At 65.4% G+C, this 19,357-nt stretch carries 16 protein-coding genes, 2 pseudogenes and 1 riboswitch; of the genes and pseudogenes, 14 read left to right on the top strand and 4 right to left on the bottom strand.

Annotation, left to right across the window (positions count from 1 at the left end; translation table 11 throughout):
* The first annotated feature begins 147 nt into the window (after positions 1 to 147).
* Positions 148 to 1,068, top strand: coding sequence for a LysR family transcriptional regulator (locus V5738_RS18125; protein WP_423822227.1), 921 nt, complete (start codon positions 148 to 150; stop codon positions 1,066 to 1,068).
* Positions 1,069 to 1,127: 59 nt separating this feature from the next.
* Here V5738_RS18125 and metH read toward each other — a convergent pair.
* The 4 genes and pseudogenes from metH to V5738_RS18105 form a co-directional block, all read right to left on the bottom strand.
* Positions 1,128 to 3,851: pseudogene (metH, locus tag V5738_RS18120) on the bottom strand (methionine synthase); the annotation flags it as partial.
* Between the two features lie 9 nt (positions 3,852 to 3,860).
* Positions 3,861 to 4,031, bottom strand: a complete 171-nt coding sequence (locus V5738_RS18115) for a GxxExxY protein (RefSeq protein WP_423824207.1) — start codon at positions 4,029 to 4,031, stop codon at positions 3,861 to 3,863.
* Positions 4,032 to 4,033: 2 nt separating this feature from the next.
* A complete protein-coding gene (locus V5738_RS18110) occupies positions 4,034 to 4,267 on the bottom strand; it encodes a GxxExxY protein (protein ID WP_423822226.1) in 234 nt (77 codons plus the stop codon).
* Positions 4,268 to 4,294: 27 nt separating this feature from the next.
* Positions 4,295 to 5,338, bottom strand: a pseudogene (locus tag V5738_RS18105) (homocysteine S-methyltransferase family protein); the annotation flags it as partial.
* 149 nt (positions 5,339 to 5,487) lie between these two features.
* A riboswitch (cobalamin riboswitch) is annotated at positions 5,488 to 5,720 on the top strand.
* Between the two features lie 112 nt (positions 5,721 to 5,832).
* On the opposite strand from V5738_RS18105, the gene V5738_RS18100 reads away from it, so the two are divergent.
* The 13 genes from V5738_RS18100 to V5738_RS18040 all read left to right on the top strand — a co-directional run bounded on the left by V5738_RS18100 (position 5,833) and on the right by V5738_RS18040 (position 19,215).
* Positions 5,833 to 7,722, top strand: coding sequence for a TonB-dependent receptor domain-containing protein (locus tag V5738_RS18100; RefSeq protein ID WP_423822225.1), 1,890 nt, complete (start codon positions 5,833 to 5,835; stop codon positions 7,720 to 7,722).
* Positions 7,723 to 7,736: 14 nt separating this feature from the next.
* Positions 7,737 to 8,345, top strand: coding sequence for a cob(I)yrinic acid a,c-diamide adenosyltransferase (cobO, locus tag V5738_RS18095; protein WP_423822224.1), 609 nt, complete (start codon positions 7,737 to 7,739; stop codon positions 8,343 to 8,345).
* Positions 8,346 to 8,452: 107 nt separating this feature from the next.
* Positions 8,453 to 9,100, top strand: coding sequence for an adenosylcobinamide amidohydrolase (locus V5738_RS18090; RefSeq protein WP_423822223.1), 648 nt, complete (start codon positions 8,453 to 8,455; stop codon positions 9,098 to 9,100).
* Positions 9,101 to 9,346: 246 nt separating this feature from the next.
* A complete protein-coding gene (locus V5738_RS18085; protein ID WP_423822222.1) occupies positions 9,347 to 10,786 on the top strand; it encodes a cobyric acid synthase in 1,440 nt (479 codons plus the stop codon).
* The gene (locus V5738_RS18080) at positions 10,783 to 11,790 is read left to right on the top strand and encodes a FecCD family ABC transporter permease (RefSeq protein ID WP_423822221.1); all 1,008 of its coding nucleotides are present in this window, start codon (positions 10,783 to 10,785) and stop codon (positions 11,788 to 11,790) included. Before V5738_RS18085 ends, V5738_RS18080 begins: the two co-directional genes overlap by 4 nt.
* A complete protein-coding gene (locus tag V5738_RS18075) occupies positions 11,787 to 12,563 on the top strand; it encodes a heme ABC transporter ATP-binding protein (RefSeq protein ID WP_423822220.1) in 777 nt (258 codons plus the stop codon). The genes V5738_RS18080 and V5738_RS18075 overlap by 4 nt, the downstream gene beginning before the upstream one ends.
* Positions 12,556 to 13,095, top strand: coding sequence for a bifunctional adenosylcobinamide kinase/adenosylcobinamide-phosphate guanylyltransferase (gene cobU, locus V5738_RS18070; protein WP_423822219.1), 540 nt, complete (start codon positions 12,556 to 12,558; stop codon positions 13,093 to 13,095). The genes V5738_RS18075 and cobU overlap by 8 nt, the downstream gene beginning before the upstream one ends.
* 861 nt (positions 13,096 to 13,956) lie before the next feature.
* Positions 13,957 to 15,018, top strand: coding sequence for a nicotinate-nucleotide--dimethylbenzimidazole phosphoribosyltransferase (gene cobT / locus V5738_RS18065; protein ID WP_423822218.1), 1,062 nt, complete (start codon positions 13,957 to 13,959; stop codon positions 15,016 to 15,018).
* Positions 15,011 to 15,631 (top strand): histidine phosphatase family protein, encoded by a 621-nt coding sequence (locus tag V5738_RS18060; RefSeq protein WP_423822217.1) that lies wholly within the window; start codon positions 15,011 to 15,013, stop codon positions 15,629 to 15,631. Before cobT ends, V5738_RS18060 begins: the two co-directional genes overlap by 8 nt.
* Entirely contained in the window at positions 15,628 to 16,398 is a 771-nt protein-coding gene (locus V5738_RS18055) for an adenosylcobinamide-GDP ribazoletransferase (protein WP_423822216.1), read from the top strand. The genes V5738_RS18060 and V5738_RS18055 overlap by 4 nt, the downstream gene beginning before the upstream one ends.
* Positions 16,389 to 17,312 carry an adenosylcobinamide-phosphate synthase CbiB gene (cbiB, locus tag V5738_RS18050; RefSeq protein ID WP_423822215.1) on the top strand — a complete coding sequence of 308 codons (924 nt, stop codon included), beginning with the start codon at positions 16,389 to 16,391 and terminating at the stop codon, positions 17,310 to 17,312. Before V5738_RS18055 ends, cbiB begins: the two co-directional genes overlap by 10 nt.
* Positions 17,309 to 18,298 carry a threonine-phosphate decarboxylase CobD gene (cobD, locus tag V5738_RS18045; protein ID WP_423822214.1) on the top strand — a complete coding sequence of 330 codons (990 nt, stop codon included), beginning with the start codon at positions 17,309 to 17,311 and terminating at the stop codon, positions 18,296 to 18,298. Before cbiB ends, cobD begins: the two co-directional genes overlap by 4 nt.
* A complete protein-coding gene (locus tag V5738_RS18040) occupies positions 18,295 to 19,215 on the top strand; it encodes a cobalamin-binding protein (protein WP_423822213.1) in 921 nt (306 codons plus the stop codon). The genes cobD and V5738_RS18040 overlap by 4 nt, the downstream gene beginning before the upstream one ends.
* Positions 19,216 to 19,357: the final 142 nt, after the last annotated feature.

Here is a 19,357-nt window from a genome sequence, read left to right as displayed (position 1 = left end):
CGCGCTCTCGTTTAGGGCTGACTTCGATTATTGGCGCCGATCCTGGAGGAAATACAAGCGCTATGGTCAATTTCTCCTGAAAGGCTGCCTTGCAGTCAAAAAAGAGCGTGACATGCATCCAATGTCGTGTCTTCGGGGTAACGGTAGATGTGGTCCAAACCCCCGATGTGGATGAACGATCTGCATGTTTTTTCGGAGATCGTCGCCCGTGGGACGTTCGCCGAGGCCGCGCGCTCTCTGGAGATGTCGCCGGCCATGCTCACGCGCCGGATTGCAGCCTTGGAAAAACGCCTGGGCGTACGTCTGCTCACGCGCACCCCGCGGGTCTGTCGGCCGACCGCGGATGGGCTGCTGTTTTACGAGCGCGCCCGTGAGATCGTCGATCTGATCGAATCGGCCGAAAACGAAATTCAGGCGCGCAGTTCACGCCCCCAGGGCACGTTGCGCATGGCGGTGCCGCTGTCCTTCGGCCGGCGTCGGATCGCGCCGTTGGTGGCCGAGTTTCATGCCTTGCATCCAGATGTGAACGTCGAGCTGGATCTGACCGACGTCAGCGACAGCATGAGCGATCAAGAATACGATCTGATCCTGCGGGTCGGCATGCCGACCCGCGGCGATTACGTGGCCCGACGGGTGATTGCGGCCCGACGGGCGGTTTGTGCCTCGCCGGCTTATCTGAAAACGCACGGTGCGCCGGCCACGCCCGACGAACTCGCAACACACGAGTGCCTGACGCTGGTTCGCGATGGCCGACGGATCGACCACTGGATGTTCGAGATCGACGACGTGGTGCGCAGCGTGGCGGTGTCGGGTCGGCTGTCCAGCAACAGCGGCGAGGTCATCGAAGCCTGGGCGCTGGCCGGCTACGGGATCGCGTTGAAAAGCCGCTGGGATGTAGACGACCATATCCAGGCCGGCCGTTTGGTGCCGTTGCTCGATGCGCATGTGCGCGAGCGGGCCGATCTGTTCGTGGTCTATCCCGAGCGGCGCTTCATGCCGGCCCGGGTACGCCGGGTCATCGATTTCATGGTCGATCGCCTGGCTCAGCCGGCTGCCGAATCGCGCTGACCCCTGACCGCTCGACCGCGGTCAGAAAAGGCAGGCCAGCGCGATTCCCGCGCCTGGTATCAGGCCTCGGGCTCGTAGCCGAGATTCGGCCCCAGCCATTTTTCGGCGGTTTCGACATCCCAGTCCTTGCGATCGGCATAGTCGCGAACCTGGTCCTTGGCCACCCGGCCGGTCACGAAGTAACGCGATTCGGGATGCGCGAAATACCAGCCGGACACGGCCGCACCCGGCCACATCGCCCGCGACTCGGTGAGCTGGATGCCGGTGTTGTTCTCTACGTCCAGCAGTTCCCAGAGCGTGTCCTTGCCGGTGTGCTCGGGGCAGGCTGGATAACCGGGCGCCGGGCGGATGCCATGGTATTTCTCGCCGATCAGCTCGGCGTTGGCCAGATCTTCATTCGGCTGATAGCCCCAAATCGTGGTGCGGACATAGCGATGCATCCACTCGGCGAAGGACTCGGCCAGCCGATCGGCCAGGGCTTCGACCAGGATCGCGTTGTAGTCGTCGTGCTCGGCCTTGAATTGCTCGACCTTTGCCGAGGACCCGAGGCCAGCGGTCACGGCGAAGCCGCCGATCCAATCGTCCACGCCCGAGTCGGCGGGGGCGACGAAATCGGCCAGGCCGCGATTCGGCACGCCCTTGCGGTGCTCGGCCTGCTGGCGCAACTGATGGACTACCGATACGACCTCGGAGCGATCGTCGGATAACACTTCGATATCGTCCAGATTGGCCGCGGTGCGCGCCGGGAACAGCCCGATCACGCCGCGGGCGGTCAGCCATTTCTCCTCGACGATCTGCTTGAGCATGGCCTGGGCATCGTCGAACAGCTTGCGGGCTTCCGGGCCCTTGGTCGGATCGTTGAGGATGTCCGGATAGCGGCCCTTCATTTCCCAGGACAGGAAGAACGGCGTCCAGTCGATAGTGTCGACGAGTTCCGCGATCGGGAAATCATCGAACACATACAGACCGGAGACGCCGTCGTCGGCTGCGCCCGCATGCGGCAGCGGTTGGCGCTTGGCATAGGGTGTTTCGGCCGGGAGTTTCGGTGCGACCGGCGTGTAGTCCGACCAGTCGAGTTGCACCCGGTTGTCGCGGGCGGCCTCCAGCGTCAGGAACTTGGTCTGGCGCTTGGCGGCATGCCGCTCGCGCATCTTGTCGTAGTCTTCCTTGAGCTCGGTCACGAGCTGCTCGCGGCTGGCCTTGTTGACCATCTTCGAGGCCACTGGCACTGAGCGCGAAGCGTCCTTCACCCACATCACCGCGCCGTCGTAGGCCGGGTCGATCTTGACCGCGGTATGAGCCCGGGAGGTGGTGGCACCGCCGATCAGCAGCGGCGTATTCAGGCCGCGGCGCTGCATCTCGGCCGCCACGTTGACCATTTCATCCAGCGACGGCGTGATCAGGCCGGACAGGCCGATCACATCGGCGTTGTGTTTTTCGGCGGCATCGAGGATTTCGTTCATCGGCACCATCACGCCGAGATCGACCACTTCGAAGTTGTTGCACTGGAGCACCACGCCGACGATGTTCTTGCCGATGTCGTGCACGTCGCCCTTCACGGTCGCCATGATGATGGTGCCGTTGTTGGAGCCCTTGTCGTTCTCGGCCTTCTCTTCTTCGATGAACGGCATGAGATAGGCCACCGCCTTTTTCATCACGCGCGCGGATTTGACCACCTGCGGCAGGAACATCTTGCCGGCGCCGAACAGGTCGCCGACCACGTTCATGCCGTCCATCAACGGCCCTTCGATCACCTCCAGCGGTTTGTTGGCCTTCTGACGGGCTTCTTCCGTGTCTTCGGTGACATAGGCATCAATGCCCTTGACCAGCGCATGCTCGAGGCGTTTTTCGACTTCCTGGTCGCGCCAGGCGGTGTCCTGGCCGGCTTCGGCCTTGGCGCCTTCGCCCTTGTATTGCTCGGCGATCTCGAGCAGTCGGTCGGTGGCATCGTCGCGCCGGTTGAGGACCACGTCCTCACAGGCTTCGCGCAGTTCTTCCGGAATATCGTCGTAGACTTCGAGCTGGCCGGCGTTGACGATCGCCATGTCCAGCCCGGCCGGAATCGCGTGGTAGAGAAATACCGAGTGCATCGCGCGACGCACCGGCTCGTTGCCACGGAAGGAGAACGACACGTTCGACAGCCCGCCCGAGACATGACAGCCGGGGCAGGTTTTACGCACGCGCTTAGTCGCGTTGATGAAGTCGTTGGCGTAGTTGTTGTGTTCTTCGATGCCGGTGGCGATGGCGAAGATGTTGAGGTCGAAGATGATGTCCTCGGGCGGGAAATCGATCTTTTCCGTCAATAGCTTATAGGCGCGCTCGGCGATCTCGACCTTGCGGTCCTCGGTATCGGCCTGGCCGTTCTCGTCGAACGCCATGACCACCACGGCCGCGCCGTAGTCCAGACAGGCCTGGGCCTGTTCGAGGAACTTCTCCTCGCCTTCCTTGAGCGAGATGGAGTTGACCATCCCCTTGCCCTGGATGCACTGCAGCCCAGCCTCGATGACTTCCCACTTCGAGGAATCGACCATCACTGGCACGCGAGCGATGTCCGGCTCGCCGGCTACCAGATTCAGGAACTTGCGCATGGCTTCGACCGAGTCGAGCATGCCTTCGTCCATGTTCACGTCGATCACCTGGGCGCCGTTGTCGACCTGGTTGCGGGCGACTTCCAGCGCGGTGTCGTAATCCTCTTCCTTGATCAGCCGGCGAAACCGGGCACTGCCGGTGACGTTGGTGCGTTCGCCGATGTTGATGAAGTTGGTTGCTGAGGTCATAGGCAAAAACTTTGTTTATCCGCAGATAGACGCAGATGGCCCCGGCATACGGATCAGGCGGCGATGCTGCAACCGAGTCTGGCCAAAGTTGAGCAGCAAGGCGCGATCGAAACCGGTGGCCTTCAGATCGTTCAGTACTTGGGCGTCGTCATGCGTTGTGAGTTGTCGAATAGCCTTGATTTCCACGATCACGCGGCGAAAGCAGACAAAGCCGGCGCGATAACGACAGCCCAGGGGCAGCCTTGGTACTCAATGCCGAGTTCGCATTCGCGACGAAACACGATGTCGCGTTCAGCCAACTCGATGGCCAGTGCTTCTTGGTACACCGGCTCGAGAAAGCCAGTACCCAAAGTCCGCTGGGCTTCAAAGGTCGCACTGATGATCGCGTATGTCTCGGGATCGCGATCATTGCTGTCTTTCATCTGCGTGAATCTGCGGGTAAATCAAGCAGAAGCCGTGAACGGCTCCAGGCCGGACAGCCGCATGGCGCGATCGATATCTGGGCGTTGGCGCGGTGTCTTGCCGGCCACGGCCTGGGCGATGGCACCGATATGCTCGGGGGTCGAGCCACAGCAGCCGCCGGCCATGTTGAGCAGACCGGACTCGGCCCATTCGCCGATGTGCTCGGCCATCTCGTCCGGGGTGAGATCGTATTCGCCGAATTCATTGGGCAGGCCGGCGTTTGGATAGGCATGCACGTAGCAGGGCGCGATCCGCGACATTTCGGCGACGTACTGGCGTAGGGCATCCGGTCCCAGCGCGCAGTTCAGGCCGACGGTCAGCGGCCGCGCGTGGGAGATCGAGTTATAGAAGGCCTCGGTGGTCTGGCCCGACAGGGTACGCCCCGAAGCATCGGTGATCGTGCCCGAAATCATCAGTGGAATATCCACACCGCGTTCGCGCATGAGCTTGCGCACGGCATAGATCGCGGCCTTGGCGTTGAGCGTGTCGAAGATGGTCTCCATCAGGATGATGTCGACGCCGCCGTCGAGCAGGGCCTCGGCGGCCTGGCCATAAGCGCCGGCCAGTTCCATGAAATCGGTGTTGCGCTTGCCCGGGTCGTTGACGTCCGGCGAGATCGAGGCGGTCTTGTTGGTCGGCCCGATCACGCCTGCGACATACATCGGCCGCTGGTCGGCGAACTCTTCGGCGACTTCGCGGGCGAGCTTGGCTGCCTCGACGTTGAGCTCCACCGCCAGGTCTTCCATGTGGTAGTCGGCCTGGGCGATGGTGGTCGAGGAGAAAGTGTTGGTGGTGATGATGTGCGCACCGGCCTCGGCATATTCGCGATGAATGCCGCGGATCAGATCCGGATAGGTCAGCGTCAGCAGATCGTTGTTGCCCTTGAGATCGGATTTCCAGTCAGCGAAGCGCTCGCCTCGGTATTCCGCCTCGGACGGATCGTGATTCTGAATCATGGTCCCCATGGCGCCGTCGATCACCAGGATCTGATCGGCCAGGGCATTTTCGATCGCGTGTCGCGTGTCGCTCATATCATCCTGCAGCTCGCGAATAGGGCGCCTAGTATATCCGCTTATCCGGATAAGCGAAAAATCGGGCGGCACGACAGCATCCTGATCCGGCCGCGATGGGCTCGGCAGAGCGTATGAAGGCGCTTGACGGGATGTAGACGGCTGCCTAGCATCCTCAGCTCATTCCAGGTGTCGCATCCACGGATGCGGTGAAACGGGAAGTCGGTGCGCGCACCATGCGCCAAGCCGACACTGCCCCCGCAACGGTAGGCAGCGCGGCGATTGATTCGTCGTAGAGCGCTGATTGCGCCACTGATGCGAGTTCTCGCATCGGGAAGGCCAGCGCCCGGGTCCAAATGATCCGGCTGTGAGTCCGGAGACCGGCCTGGATAGGGTGGCTGTCGCCGCCCGGCGATGCGCGCGATTGGGCCAATCACCCATTACGTGGCTCGGGCCGGGCGACGGTCGACGATTTCGGTACGCGGACGGGCGTGCCGCTCATCGAGACGCACAACATGAAACTTCGCTACTGGGCCGGATTCGCGACCCTCGTATGGGCGAGCGGCGCGACCGCCGCGCCGCCGAATGCCGCGACCGCCGATCTCGACGATGTCGTGGTTACCGCGACGCGTACGCCCCAGGCCGAGGCCGATACGCTGGCTGCGACCACGGTCATTTCCCGGGCCGATATCGAGCGTACCCAGGCCCGCAGCGTGGCCGAACTGCTGGACCATACGCCGAGCCTGTCGATCGCCAACAACGGTGGCCCGGGCAAAGCGACCGCTATCCATCTGCGCGGCACCGATGCCGATCAGGTACTGGTGCTGGTCGACGGCGTGCGTTGGGGCTCGGCAACCAGCGGCCAGGCCGCGATCCAGGATTTCCCGGTGTCCCAGATCCAGCGCATCGAGATCGTGCGCGGACCGCGCTCGTCGCTGTACGGCGCCGATGCGGTCGGCGGGGTGATCCAGATTTTTACCCGCAACGGTCAGGGTGCGGAAGGCCGCGGGCCGACGCCGTATTTCTCCGCCACCGGCGGCAGTTACGATACCTGGAACGGCCAGGCCGGTATCTCCGGTGCCACCCAGCGCCTGCACTACAACTTCAGCATCTCCGGCGACTATACCGGCGGTTTCGATGCCTGCAGCGGGCGACCGTTTAGCGATCCGGCCGGCGGCGCCGGCTGCTATGCCGATCAACCAGACGACGACGGCTATCATCGGGTCGATGGCTCGGCCAATGTCGGCTATACCTTCGACAACGGTTGGGCGGTCAACGGCCATTATCTACGGACCGACGGGGAAGCCGAATACGACGGCACCAGTACCGACAGTTCGCATTCGGTCCAAGAAGTCTATGGCGTGAGCGTGGATGCGCCGCTGACCGGGTTCTGGGATTCGAAGCTGAGCCTGTCGCGCAGCCGCGATCTGTCGACCAATTATTTCGACGACGTCTATGCCAGCCGCTTCGACACCCGCCGCGACAGCGTGAGCTGGCAGAACGACTTCGTGCTGGCCAAACGCCAGACAGCGACGCTCGGCGTCGATCATCGTCAGGACGAGATCGAAAGCTCGGCCGACTACAAGGAAAACAAGCGCGACAACACCGGCGTATTCGGCGAGTACCAAGGCCGCTTCGGCGCCCACGAAATCGATCTGGCGGCCCGGGGCGACGACAACCAGGCCTATGGCGACCATGCCACCGGCTCGATCACCTACGGCTACCACCTGAATTCGACGTATACGCTGACCGCGGCCTATGGCAATGCCTTCAACGCGCCGACGTTCAACGATCTCTACTATCCGGACAGCCCCGGCATGCCGCCGGCCTCGAATCCAGATTTAAAACCCGAGAAATCGCGGACCGGCGAACTCGGCTTCAAGGCCACGCCGGACTGGGGGCAATGGTCGATCCATGCCTACCAGACCGATATCGACGACGAGATCGCGCTGGATGCCAATTACACGCCCCAGAATGTGGATTCAGTGCGCATCCGCGGCGTCGAAGCAGCCGCCACCGCCTATCTCGGGCGCTGGCGAATCGGGGCGAGCGCGGACTGGCTGAATGCCGAAAACCGTGAAAGCGGGGCCAACCACGGCAACGACCTGGCGCGCCGGCCCGATTATCAGGCCTCACTGCAGATCGATCGGGATCTGTGGACGCGCTTTTCGGCCGGGGCGACTGCCGATCTGGTCGGCTCGCGCTACAACGACCTGGCCAACACCAACGAACTGGGCGGCTATGCCCTGTTCGGCCTACGCGGCGAGATGCGCGTCAACGATGCCTGGAAGTTGCAGGCCAAGCTCGAGAATCTGCTCGATCGCGATTACCAGACGATCGACTTCTACAATCAACCGGGGCGGGCGTTCTATCTGACCATTCGCTATGCCCCGGGCAATACATAAGCGACGAGATAACCATGAGCGAATCGAAATCCGATGCCCGCCACAAGGCGGCGATGGAAAAACAGAAAACCAAGGTCGATGCCGCGATCGAAGCAGCCGATACCGAGCGCGGCGTGTTCGTGTTCATCACCGGCAAGGGCAAGGGCAAATCCTCTTCGGCCTTCGGCATGGTGATGCGTGCCCTCGGCCACGGCCAGAAGGTCGGCGTGGTGCAGTTCATCAAGGGCGTGCAGCTGTCCGGCGAGGAAATCTATCTGCGCGATCACTGCCCGCAGGTCGATTTCTACCAGATGGGCACAGGATTCACGTGGAACACCCAGGATCGCTCGGGCGATATCGAAGCCGCCGAGCGCACCTGGGCCCAGGTCGAGCCGATGCTGCAAGATCCGGCCTACGACCTGGTCGTGATCGACGAGCTGACCTATATGATCGGCTACAAGTATCTGGACGAGCAGCGGGTACTGGATGCGCTCGCCAACCGCCCGGCGGAACAGTCGGTGATCGTGACCGGCCGGGGCGGCGGGGCTGGTCTGCGTGAGGCCGCCGATACCGTCTCCGAGGTCGACAACGTCAAGCATGCCTTCAAGGCCGGCATCAAGGCACGGGCCGGGGTGGACTACTGATCGCCACGCCGGTCATCCAACGCTGGGCGCCCTCGAGCGAGACGGGCTGCGCCCTGCCGCATGCGCATCTGCCGGCGCTCTGGCAGGGCGAGGTCACGCCCGAGGGCGTGGCCCTGGTCGCCAAGCGGCCCCAGCGGGTGTTGTCCTCGGCGCTGCTGGGCGGCGGGCTCGGGCGAGCCAGTGCCTGGTACAACGCGCATGTACGCCACGACGCACCGCTCGACTCCGACGGCCCGGCTGCCGTACTCGCCCGCCGGGCGGCCCGGCGCGGGTTGGGCCACGATACGGTGGCGATGATGACCGGTGCTGCGATGAGCTCGCTGCGGCTGGCAGCTGCAGGGCTGGAGGACGCGCGGTTTGCGCTGTTGGCCACCGCCGGGCTGGCCAATGCCCGGGCCGCCGGGGATACGGCCGAAATGCGTAGCCTGCATGCCCCGGTCGGGCCTGCCGGCACGATCAATATCGCGCTGGTGACGGATGCCGCCCTGGCCGATGCCGCGCTGGTCGAAAGTGTGGCGATCGTTGCCGAGGCCAAGGCCGCGGCATTGTGCGAGGCCGGGATTGCCAGCCCGGTCTCGGGCCGGCCGGCGACCGGCACCGGTACCGATGCCACGGCGGTGTTCTGCGGCACCACTGGCGCCTCGGTCGCATATGCCGGCAAGCACACCCTGGTCGGCGAAACCGTGGCTCGGCTGGTCATGACCGCACTGGCATCGTCGATCGCCGGTGCCGAGGAGGCCTGTGGTGTCGGCTAGGGCCAGACAGTGTCAACGGTGTATGACGCCTGTCCGCTGTATCGGGCCCCGCAGCTGCCGCCGAGCGCGGTGGGATCTGCTGCAAGACGGGCAGCGCCGTGGCGCGCGATGGGCGGGGGCCGCCCGAAGGTCTCGTGGCCGTGAATCGATAATCCCATGTGATCGTGCGTCGATGCGGCGTAGCCACGATGTGTTCGCGATGCCGCGGCGGGCCATGTCATGGCGACGACTGCGGCGGGAGATCGCATGACGACAGGCTCTAAAACGCTGATGATCCAGGGCACGACTTCGGACGCCGGCAAGTCGACGCTAGTGGCCGGGCTGGCCCGCGCCTGGGCCCGGCGCGGGGTAGCAGTAGCCCCGTTCAAGCCACAGAACATGGCGCTTAACAGCGCAGTGACCGTAGATGGCGGCGAAATCGGGCGCTCCCAGTATCTGCAGGCCCAGGCTGCGCGCATTGCTGCCACCACCGATCTCAATCCGGTGTTGTTGAAGCCGTCCAGCGATATCGGCGCCCAGGTGATCGTGCATGGCCAGGCCGTGGCGGCGATGGACGCTGGCGATTACCACCATTACAAGAAGCAGGCGCTCGATGCGGTGCTGGCATCGCATGCACGGCTGACCGCGGCCTACGAGCGGATCGTCGTCGAGGGCGCCGGCAGCCCGGCCGAAATCAATCTGCGTGATGGCGATATCGCCAATATGGGTTTTGCCGAGGCAGTCGATTGCCCGGTGATTCTGGTGGCCGATATCGACAAGGGCGGCGTATTCGCTCAGCTGGTCGGTACTCTAGAGTTGCTCTCCGACTCGGAGCGAGCCCGGGTGGCCGGGTTCGTGATCAATCGTTTTCGCGGCGATATCGCCTTGCTACAGCCCGGCCTGGACTGGCTGGAAGCCCGTACCGGTAAACCAGTGTTCGGCGTGCTGGATTATCTACACGGCCTGCATCTGGATGCCGAGGATGCGATCGATGCCGGCCAGACCGTCTCGGCTGGGGCGTTGGTGGTCCAGGTGCCGGTGACCCCCAGAATCAGCAACCACACCGATTTCGATGCGCTGCGCGCCCACCCGGGCGTCGATCTGCAGTTTATCGGCCCGGGGCAGTCTCCCGGACCGGCCGATCTGATCGTGCTGGCCGGGTCCAAGAACACCCGGGCCGACTGCGACTGGCTGCGGGCCGCCGGCTGGGGCGATCGCCTCAAGCGGCATCTGCGCTACGGCGGCAAGGTCCTGGGCATCTGCGGGGGCTATCAGATGCTCGGGGCCGAGATCGCCGATCCGGACGGCATCGAGGATGCGCCGGGGGTGACCGCCGGTTTCGGCCTGTTCGATCTGAGCACCCGGCTGGATCGCGCCAAACATCTGCAGAACGTGACCGGCGAGCTGACTGGCGGCGGCGCAGTGGCCGGTTATCGCATCCACTGCGGTATCACCACCGGCGCCGAGCTGGCCCGGCCGTTTCTGGATCTCGAAGACGGCCCGGACGGGGCGATCTCGGCCGACGGCCAGATCGCTGGAACCTATCTGCACGGCCTGTTCGATACCGCGGCCGGCTGCGATGCGATTCTGGCCTGGGCCGGGCTGGCCGAGGCGGGTTCGGTGGATCAGAGCGCCCGTCGTGAGGCCAGCCTGGAGCGCCTGGCCGATGCGGTCGAGGCTGCGATCGATCTCGAGGCGCTGCCATGAAGGCCGCCGGTCTGATTGCTGGACTGGCCGGTTTGGTGGTCGTGGCTTTCGTCGCCGAGCTGGTGTTCGGGGCGGTCCGGCTGCCGATGAGTGGCGTGCTCGCTGCGCTCGCGCATGTCGGGGCGCCCGTCGACCAGACCGCGCTAATCGTCAATGCGATCCGTCTGCCCCGCGCTATCCTGACTACCCTGGTGGGCGCGATATTGGCGATTTCGGGGGCGGCGATGCAGGGCCTGTTTCGCAATCCGCTAGCCGATCCGTCGTTGATCGGCGTCACTGCCGGGGCCTCGGCAGGCGCCAGTCTGGCGATTGTGTTCGGTGGCGCGTTGACGGGCTTTGCCGGTCTGTCGCTGGTTGCCATCGCTGCCTTTATCGGTGGCGCTGCAGCGGTGCTGCTGGTCTATACCCTGGCGACCCGGGCTGCCGGGACCTCGGTGGCGACCATGCTGCTGGCCGGGATCGCGATCTCGGCACTGGCCGGCTCGTTGACCTCGCTGCTCGAATTCTATGCCTCGGATGAGATGCTGCGCCGGATCAGCCTGTGGCAGATGGGGGGCCTGGAAGGCGCGAACTGGCCACGGGTGGCCTTGATGGGCGCGGTCGCGGTAGTCGTGCTCGGTGGTTTGCCGCGGCTGGCCAAGGCGCTCAACGCGCTACTGCTCGGCGAGTCCGAGGCCCGGCATCTCGGTTTTGCCGTGGACCGGACCAAGACCATTCTGGTTACGCTGGTGGCGCTTGGCGTAGGGGTTTCGGTGGCCTTGGCCGGGGCGATCGCCTTCGTCGGGCTGGTAGTGCCGCATATCGTGCGCTTGGCGATCGGGCCCGATCATCGCGCGCTGCTGCCGGCTTCGGCCTTGGCCGGCGCGCTACTGCTGTTGGCCGCCGATACCGTGGCGCGGGTCGCGGTCGCGCCGACCGAGCTGCCCGTGGGGCTGCTGACCGCCCTGCTTGGCGCGCCGTTTTTTATCGTGTTGCTGCGCGGTACCCGGGACTATGCGCTATGACGTTGCAGGCCGAGGCGATCACGGTTCGACGGGGCGGGCGTGCGCTGGTCGAAACAGTTTCGCTGGCGGTTGCCCCCGGCCAGATGCTGGCCGTGATTGGCGCCAACGGCGCCGGCAAGTCGACACTGCTGCATGCACTGGTCGGCGACCTGGTGCTCTCGGCGGGCCGCGTGGTCTTCGCGGGGCGGGCGCTGGCCGATTACGAGCGCAGTACCCGCGCCCGGCGGATCGCATTCCTAGCCCAGGCCAGTCCGCTGGCGTTTCCGTTCGCGGTGCGTGAAGTGATCGCGCTAGGGCGTAGCCCGCATGCCTCGGGACGGCTCTGCGACGAGGCCATCGTGGCTGCAGCGGCTGCAGCGACCGATATCGAGCATTTGTTGGAGCGGGCCTATACCCGGCTGTCCGGCGGCGAGAAACAGCGCGTTCAGCTGGCTCGGGTGCTGGCCCAGGTCTGGCGCGCCGAGGACGGCGGCGATCGATTACTGCTGCTCGACGAGCCAGTCGCCTCGCTGGATATCGGCCACCAAAGCCTGATCATGCGCGCCCTGCGCCGAGTGGCCGCATCCGGCGTGGCGATCGTGTTCGTCGCCCACGACGTCTCGCTGGCCGCGGCCCATGCTGATTGCATGCTGGCGCTGGCTGAGGGCGCGACCGTGGCCTGCGGGGTGCCGGCTGAAGTCGTGACCGAGGCGACCTTGGCCCGGGTGTTCGACGCCGAAACCCATGTTATTGCCCATCCGCTGACTGGAACGCCGGTGGTATTGCATGACTGATCACGAGTACGCGCACCATCTAATCCTAGGCGGCGCCCGCAGCGGCAAGAGTGCCTTTGCCGAGCGCGAAGCGCTGGCCACGCCAGGCGCAGAGCGTTTCATCTATGTCGCGACCGCTCAGGCCCATGACGACGCCATGGCCGAGCGCATCGCCCACCATCGCGCCCAGCGCGATACCCGCTGGCAGACCGTCGAAACGCCGCTCGGCCTGGCCGCTACGCTGGCTGAATACGACGCGCCGGGAACCGTGATGCTGGTCGACTGCCTGACGCTGTGGCTGAGTAATGCCCTGGCGGCTGATTGCTGGGAAGCCGAGCGCGCCAGCCTGCTCGACGTGCTCCCCGCTTGCCAGGGCCGGCGGCTGCTGGTATCCAACGAAGTCGGCTCTGGGGTCGTGCCATTAGGTGAGCTGTCGCGTGTTTTTGTCGACGAGGCGGGGCGACTGCATCAGGCGTTGGCCGGATTGTGCCCGCGGGTGAGCCTGGTGATCGCCGGTCTGCCGCTCGATTTGAAGCGATTGGCGGGGAGCTGATGGGCGTGTCGATTGGCAGGGCGTTACGCTCATGAATGCTCTGATTCGCTCACGGGCCGATCATGGCTCCGGTTTCGCGCTACAGCGCGGCCTCCTTGGGTTTGCTTGTCCAAATGAAAGGAAGCCAGGACACCCTACCGGGCGCCGATGCTGCGCATCGGTGCCCTGCGCGGCTCCGGCCCAATGCGGACTACCGGAAACTCGCCGCGCTGCGCGCGACGCAGACATCCGGAGGTCTGAGGCGCTTTGGGCCTCCACTGCTCGGCGCTGCGCCCCAAGGGACCGGAATACAGCGCGGGTGCGTCGAAACCGGAGTTGTAACAAACCTATCGATGCCGCCCGAGTCTCCGGGCAATGCCGAACCATAGGTAGTCCTGTCTGTATTCCCGTGTCGTTAGTGCGGCGACGAAGAGACGGAGCGTCGGCGGGGATCCGGCGTATAGCGCCAGTGCGTCCAGTCTGTTTGAGCATCGCTAAAGCGATACGAGTTCTGAGCGTATTCCGCCGGCGCTTCGTCTTGGAGTGGGCCGGCGAAACCGGCGCCGTGCCGGGTGTCATTTGCTGGGTGCCTTCTTTGGGACCAGCAAAAGAAGGGCGTCGCATATCAGTGCCAAACCAGAGTTCAACTGGCTCCGTGGCTCAAATCATTGGCGGCCAACGCAGAGGATTCGCGCTCGGAAAAATCGCGCCTCCGGTGTTGTTTGGGCATGCCTGGGGTTGCGCGCAGCCGCAGCCCGAATCGCCCGGCGAACAGGCCGGTGCCGGGCGGCCTGCGAAACCAACCCCGATTCATCGTAGAACGCCGTCGATCGCGTGTGTCGCACGGTGTTTATCGCTGCAACCGAAAGGAAATCATTTCTCATGACCGATATCGACTGGCTGTTCGAACAAGTCGCCCAACCGGACGAAGCAGCCCGTGCGGCAGCGATCGAACGACAGAACCAGCTCACCAAGCCGCCGGGCTCGCTCGGCCGGCTAGAAATGTTGGCGACCGATTTCGCTGCCTGGCAGGGCGTGGCTATTCCGAAGCTGGAACGGGTCGGGCTGGCAGTGTTCGCGGCCGACCACGGTATCGCGGCCCAGGGGGTCTCGGCGTTTCCGCAGAGCGTGACCGCCCAGATGGTGGCCAACTTTGCTGCCGGGGGCGCAGCGGTCGCCGTACTGGCACGAGAAGCCGGCGCCGAGATGACGGTCGTCAATCTCGGTACGGTGGCTCCGACCGACGACGTGCCTGGCGTGATCAATCGTCATCTGGGCCCGGGCACGGCCGACTTCACCGAAGCGCCGGCCATGGATCGCGCCACTTTGGCGGCCGCGCTCGCGGCCGGGGCCGAGCAGGTCGATCCCGAATTGTCGCTGTTCATCGGCGGCGAGATGGGCATTGCCAATACCACCAGTGCGGCTGCGGTATTCGCCGGCATCACTGGCCTGGGCGGTGCAACCACGGTCGGCCGTGGTACCGGGGTCGACGATGCCGGGCTGGCGCGTAAACGCGCGGTAGTCGATGCCGGCCTGGCCCGGCATAGCGCGCGTTTGCAGGGCGTCGAGCGGCCCGCGGCCGCGCTTGCCGCACTGGAGTGTCTGGGCGGTCTGGAAATCGCGGCGCTGGCCGGGGCCTTCGTAGCGGCCGCTCAGCGCGGGGTGCCGGTACTGGTCGATGGCTTCATCAGCAGCGTGGCGGCGGCCGTTGCCGTCTATCTGAATACCGGGGTCTCGGAATGGCTCTTATTCGGCCATCGATCGGCCGAGGCCGGGCATGCCCGCGTGCTCGATTTACTGGACGGCGTACCGCTGCTCGATCTCGATATGCGCCTGGGCGAGGGCAGCGGGGCGATGGCCGCGGTTCCGGTAATTCGCGCCGGGCTCGCGGTTCACGCGAAAATGGCGACTTTTGCCGATGCCGGAGTAAGCCACAGTGCCTGAATTCGATATGACCACGACCACGGTCGATATCCTGCGCCACGCCGAATGCGAGGGCGGGCCGATCTTTCGCGGCTCGACCGATGTCGCGCTGTCGACCGAAGGCTGGGCGCGGCTGCGCCGGGTTACCGCGCCGCTGGCCGGCTGGGATGCGATCGTGACCTCGCCGATGCGCCGCTGCCGCGAGTTCGCGACCGAATTGTCCGAGGCGCGCGGGGTCGATCTGGGCGTCGACGAGCGTTTTCGTGAAATGTATTTCGGCGACTGGGAGGGCGTGTTGATCGCCGATATCTGGGCGGCCGAGGCCGAGGCGGCCCGGGCTTGGTATGTCGACCCGGAAAACCATACGCCACCCAACGGCGAGCCGCTGACCTCGATTCGGGCTCGGGTCGCCGCGGCTTGGGCCGATCTGGTCGCCGAGCACCGGGGCGGCCATGTGTTGCTGGTGGCCCACGGCGGCGTGATCCGCAACCTGATCTCGCATGTGCTGGATCTGCCGCTGGTGGCCACCAACCGGTTCGGCATGCCCTATGGTTGCCGGGCCCAGATCAGCATCACCCACGACGGCGAATCGGCCATGCCCCGGTTGATGGGGTACAACCTCGACCAGGCATGACACGCCGGACTACACCGCTGATCCTGGCGTTCGCGCTGCTGACCACACTGCCGGTCGGTCGTTGGCTGCCAGCACGTATCCGGCCGGCCGATCAGGGGCGCTCGGTGGTCTGCTATCCGCTGGTGGGGTTGGCCATTGGCATGCTCCTGGTGCTGGCAGATGCCGTATTGCATGGAGCGCCGCTATTGCTGGATGCGGCTATGCTGCTGGCGGTCTGGGTGATCGCCACCGGCGCCCTGCATCTCGATGGTCTGGCCGACTGCGTAGATGCCTGGTTCGCCGGGCACGGCGATCCGTCGCGCACTTTGACGGTGATGAAAGAGCCGACTGCCGGCCCGGCGGCGGTGGTGGCACTGGTGCTGCTGTTGCTGATCAAGTTCGCAGCGCTCGTGGCCTTGCTACGGGAAGGCGCCGAGACAGCCGGTTTGTTGTTGATCGTGCCGCTGCTGGCCCGGGCTGCAGTCGCGGGCTTGATTGCATCGACGGCCTATCGGCGCGCCGACGGCATCGCCCGCGATCAGGCAGCGACCCGTCCGCGCCGGGCGATTGCCCTGGCAGTGCTGGGTAGTGCTGCCGTTGGTGCCTGTGCAGTGCCTTCGGGGCTGTGGCTGTTGCTGTTGGTGGTAGTCGCAGTCGTGACCTGGGCCTGGCGGTCGCTATGGCAGCGGCGCATCGGCGGCTATACCGGCGACGTAGCCGGCGCCCTGATCGAGTTGGTCGAGGCCGCAGTCCTGATCGTCGCGGCTTGGAGTCTGCCTTGGGGCTGAGCATCACGCTGATTGCGGCCTTGGTCGCGGATGCGCTGCTCGGCGAGCCGCGCCGCGGCCATCCTCTGGTCGCGTTCGGTGGGTTGGCCGAACAGGCGGAGCGGCGCTTGAACCGCGGCCAGCGCCTATCAGGTCTGCTGGCATTGATCGCGCTGGTCGGCGCTCCAGTCGTACTCATCGCCGGACTGATCACGGCGTTGCCGTATGGCATCGGTTGGGTGCTGGCCGGTGGCTTGGCGCTGGTCGCGATCGGCCGTCATAGCCTGATCGAGCATGCGCAGGCGGTGGCGCAGCCCCTGAATCAAGGCGATCTGGTGGCCGCGCGCCAGCGCTTGGCCTGCTTGGTCAGCCGCGACACGAGCGCTATGGACGCCTTGGCCGTGCGCCGGGCCACGCTCGAATCCGTGCTCGAAAATGCTAGCGATGCCCTGTTCGCCTCGGTGTTCTGGTTTGCCCTCGGCGGGCTGCTCGCTGGGCCCGCGGGGGCTGCTGCTGCGGTGGTCATGCACCGGCTCGTCAATACCCTGGATGCAATGTGGGGTTATCGCAGCCCGCGCTTCGCCGCTTTTGGCTGGGCGGCCGCGCGGGCAGACGATGCCCTGAACTGGCTGCCGGCGCGCCTGACCGCGGTCGCATTCGCGTTGGTCGGTAATGGCCGTTCGGCGCTCGGCTGCTGGCATCGTCAGGCTCGGACCTATAGCAGCCCCAATGCCGGTCCGGTGATGGCAGCCGGCGCTGGAGCTCTGGGGGTGACGCTCGGCGGGGGCGCGCGCTATCACGGGGTGTGGCGGGAACGCGCCGAACTGGGCTGCGGCCGGGCGCCGGAGACCGGTGATATCCAGCGTGCGCTACGGCTGATCGACCGCGCGTTGCTGATGATGCTGTTGTTGGTGGTATTCGGAGATGGCTTATGACACACCCCCACGGTGGACAGCGCCGAGCGGCCGCGGCGCACTACGGTATCCCTGAGCATGAGTGGCTGGATGTCTCGACCGGTATCGCACCCTGGCCATGGCCGGTGCCGCCGATACCGGATACGGTCTGGACCCGGCTGCCGGAAACCGACGATGGCCTGCTCGAAGCAGCGGCCACTTACTATGGGCAGAGCCCGGACCGGCTCACGGCGTTGCCGGGCAGCCAATTCGCGATTCGCGAGCTGCCCAGATTGCTGGCGCCGGCCCGGGTCGCGGTGCCGGGCATCGGCTATACCGAGCACGCCCGGGCCTGGTCGGCTGCCGGCCATGAGCTGATGTTCTACGACTCGATCGAGGCGCTGATCGCCGCGCCCGGTCGCATCGATCATGCCGTGGTGATTTATCCAAATAATCCGACCGGTGAAGCCGCGGCCCTGGATCGCCTGGCCGTCGTGGGCGAGCGGCTCGGTGCCGGACGGCTGATCGTCGATGCGGCATTTGCCGACTGTCTCTCGGATCCGGGTATCGAGGCGCTGCCCGACAACGCGATCGTGCTGCGCTCGGTAGGCAAGTTTTTCGGCCTGGCGGGCATACGCCTGGGCTTTGCGATCGGCGTAGGCCCCGAGATCGAGTCGCTGCGGTCTGCGGTCGCCCCCTGGGGAGTGGCCCACCCGGCCCGCTGGATCGGTAGGCGTGCGCTGGCCGATGGTGAGTGGCAGGCCGGCCAGCAACGTCGTATTCGGCAGGCCGAGACCTGGCTGCGGGCATTGCTGGTCGATGCCTTTGGCGGCCGGCCGGTCACCAGCGCCGGCTTGTTCGCGACCGTCTGGTTTGATGCCGCGCACGAAGCGCCCGATTGCCATGCCGCGCTGGCCGAGCAAGGCGTACTCACCAGGCTGGGCGACAATAAGCACTGGCTGCGGCTCGGGCTGCCGAACGAGGCCGGCCGCGATCGGCTGGCGGCGGCGTTGAGCACGCTGCGATGAGTGGCTTCGGAGCCAGAATACGCCGTAGTACACGGTCCGCTTGGCTGACTGCCGGACTGTTGTTGGCGGTGGCTTGCCCGGCCTGGGCTGTGGTCTCGGCGACCGATTTCACTGGCCATACCGTCGCGCTTGAGCAGCCGGCGAAGCGGATCGTGGCGTTGACGCCGCATCTGGTGGAAAACCTGTTTTCGGCTGGGCTGGGCGATCGCATCGTAGGCGCGGTGCGCTATTCGGACTATCCGCCGGCCGCGCGCGAGATTCCTCGGGTCGGCGGTTATAACAGCCTGAGTCTGGAAGCGATCGTGGCCCGTCGGCCGGATCTGGTCGTGGCTTGGTCCGAGGGCGGATCGCCGGATGCGATCAAGCGCCTACGGGCGCTGGGCATTGCGGTCTATGTGGACAATCCGACCCAGCTGTCGGGAATCGCGCGCACGATTCGCGACCTCGGCGCGCTAGGGGGCACCGAAGCCCAGGCCGGGCGAGCCGCGGCGGCTTTCGAAGCCCGGATCGAGACTCTGCGGCAACATTATGCCGGCCGGTCGCCGGTACGGGTGTTCTGGGAAGTCTGGTCGGATCCGCTGCGCACCTTGTCCAGCCAGGGCATGACCGGCGCGGTCATCCAGCTATGCGGCGGACGCAATGTCTTTGCCGATGCCCCCACGCTGGCGCCCAAGATCGGCATCGAATCGGTGGTCGCCCGTAGGCCGCAGGCGATCGTGGCCTCGGGCGTGGCCGAGACCCGCCCCGATTGGCGTGATTACTGGCAGCGCTGGTCGACGATTCCGGCCGTGGCCGACGACCATTTCGTGACCGTGCCCTCGGATCTGATCAGCCGCCCGAGCGTGCGTCTGGCCGACGGCGCGGCCGAGCTGTGCCAGGGCCTGGATCGGGTACGAGGCGAATTGGCCGATCAATAGTCGGCGCGGCCGGCCAGATCGCTGAAATCGGTCATGATGCGCTGGCGGTACGGGCCTCGCCGAGTCAACCACTGGTGCCTGCGCGCTACCGCCGGCGATAGATGCACGCCGGCGCTATCTCGACATAGCAATACAGGGCTGT

This window comes from Salinisphaera sp. SPP-AMP-43 (assembly GCF_049568105.1).
Classification (GTDB): Bacteria; Pseudomonadota; Gammaproteobacteria; order Nevskiales; family Salinisphaeraceae; genus Salinisphaera.
The sequence above is the reverse complement of the archived record's forward strand: the minus strand, read 5'-3'. Positions and strand labels throughout refer to the sequence as shown.

Excerpts from the sequence above, each read along its gene's own strand:
- V5738_RS18125 (WP_423822227.1), top strand. The coding sequence starts at position 148 with ATGTGGTCCAAACCCCCGATGTGGATGAACGATCTGCATGTTTTTTCG.
- V5738_RS18110 (WP_423822226.1), bottom strand. The coding sequence starts at position 4,267 with ATGAAAGACAGCAATGATCGCGATCCCGAGACATACGCGATCATCAGT.
- V5738_RS18100 (WP_423822225.1), top strand. The coding sequence starts at position 5,833 with ATGAAACTTCGCTACTGGGCCGGATTCGCGACCCTCGTATGGGCGAGC.
- cobO (WP_423822224.1), top strand. The coding sequence starts at position 7,737 with ATGAGCGAATCGAAATCCGATGCCCGCCACAAGGCGGCGATGGAAAAA.
- V5738_RS18085 (WP_423822222.1), top strand. The coding sequence starts at position 9,347 with ATGACGACAGGCTCTAAAACGCTGATGATCCAGGGCACGACTTCGGAC.
- V5738_RS18080 (WP_423822221.1), top strand. The coding sequence starts at position 10,783 with ATGAAGGCCGCCGGTCTGATTGCTGGACTGGCCGGTTTGGTGGTCGTG.
- V5738_RS18075 (WP_423822220.1), top strand. The coding sequence starts at position 11,787 with ATGACGTTGCAGGCCGAGGCGATCACGGTTCGACGGGGCGGGCGTGCG.
- cobU (WP_423822219.1), top strand. The coding sequence starts at position 12,556 with ATGACTGATCACGAGTACGCGCACCATCTAATCCTAGGCGGCGCCCGC.
- cobT (WP_423822218.1), top strand. The coding sequence starts at position 13,957 with ATGACCGATATCGACTGGCTGTTCGAACAAGTCGCCCAACCGGACGAA.
- V5738_RS18055 (WP_423822216.1), top strand. The coding sequence starts at position 15,628 with ATGACACGCCGGACTACACCGCTGATCCTGGCGTTCGCGCTGCTGACC.
- cobD (WP_423822214.1), top strand. The coding sequence starts at position 17,309 with ATGACACACCCCCACGGTGGACAGCGCCGAGCGGCCGCGGCGCACTAC.
- V5738_RS18040 (WP_423822213.1), top strand. The coding sequence starts at position 18,295 with ATGAGTGGCTTCGGAGCCAGAATACGCCGTAGTACACGGTCCGCTTGG.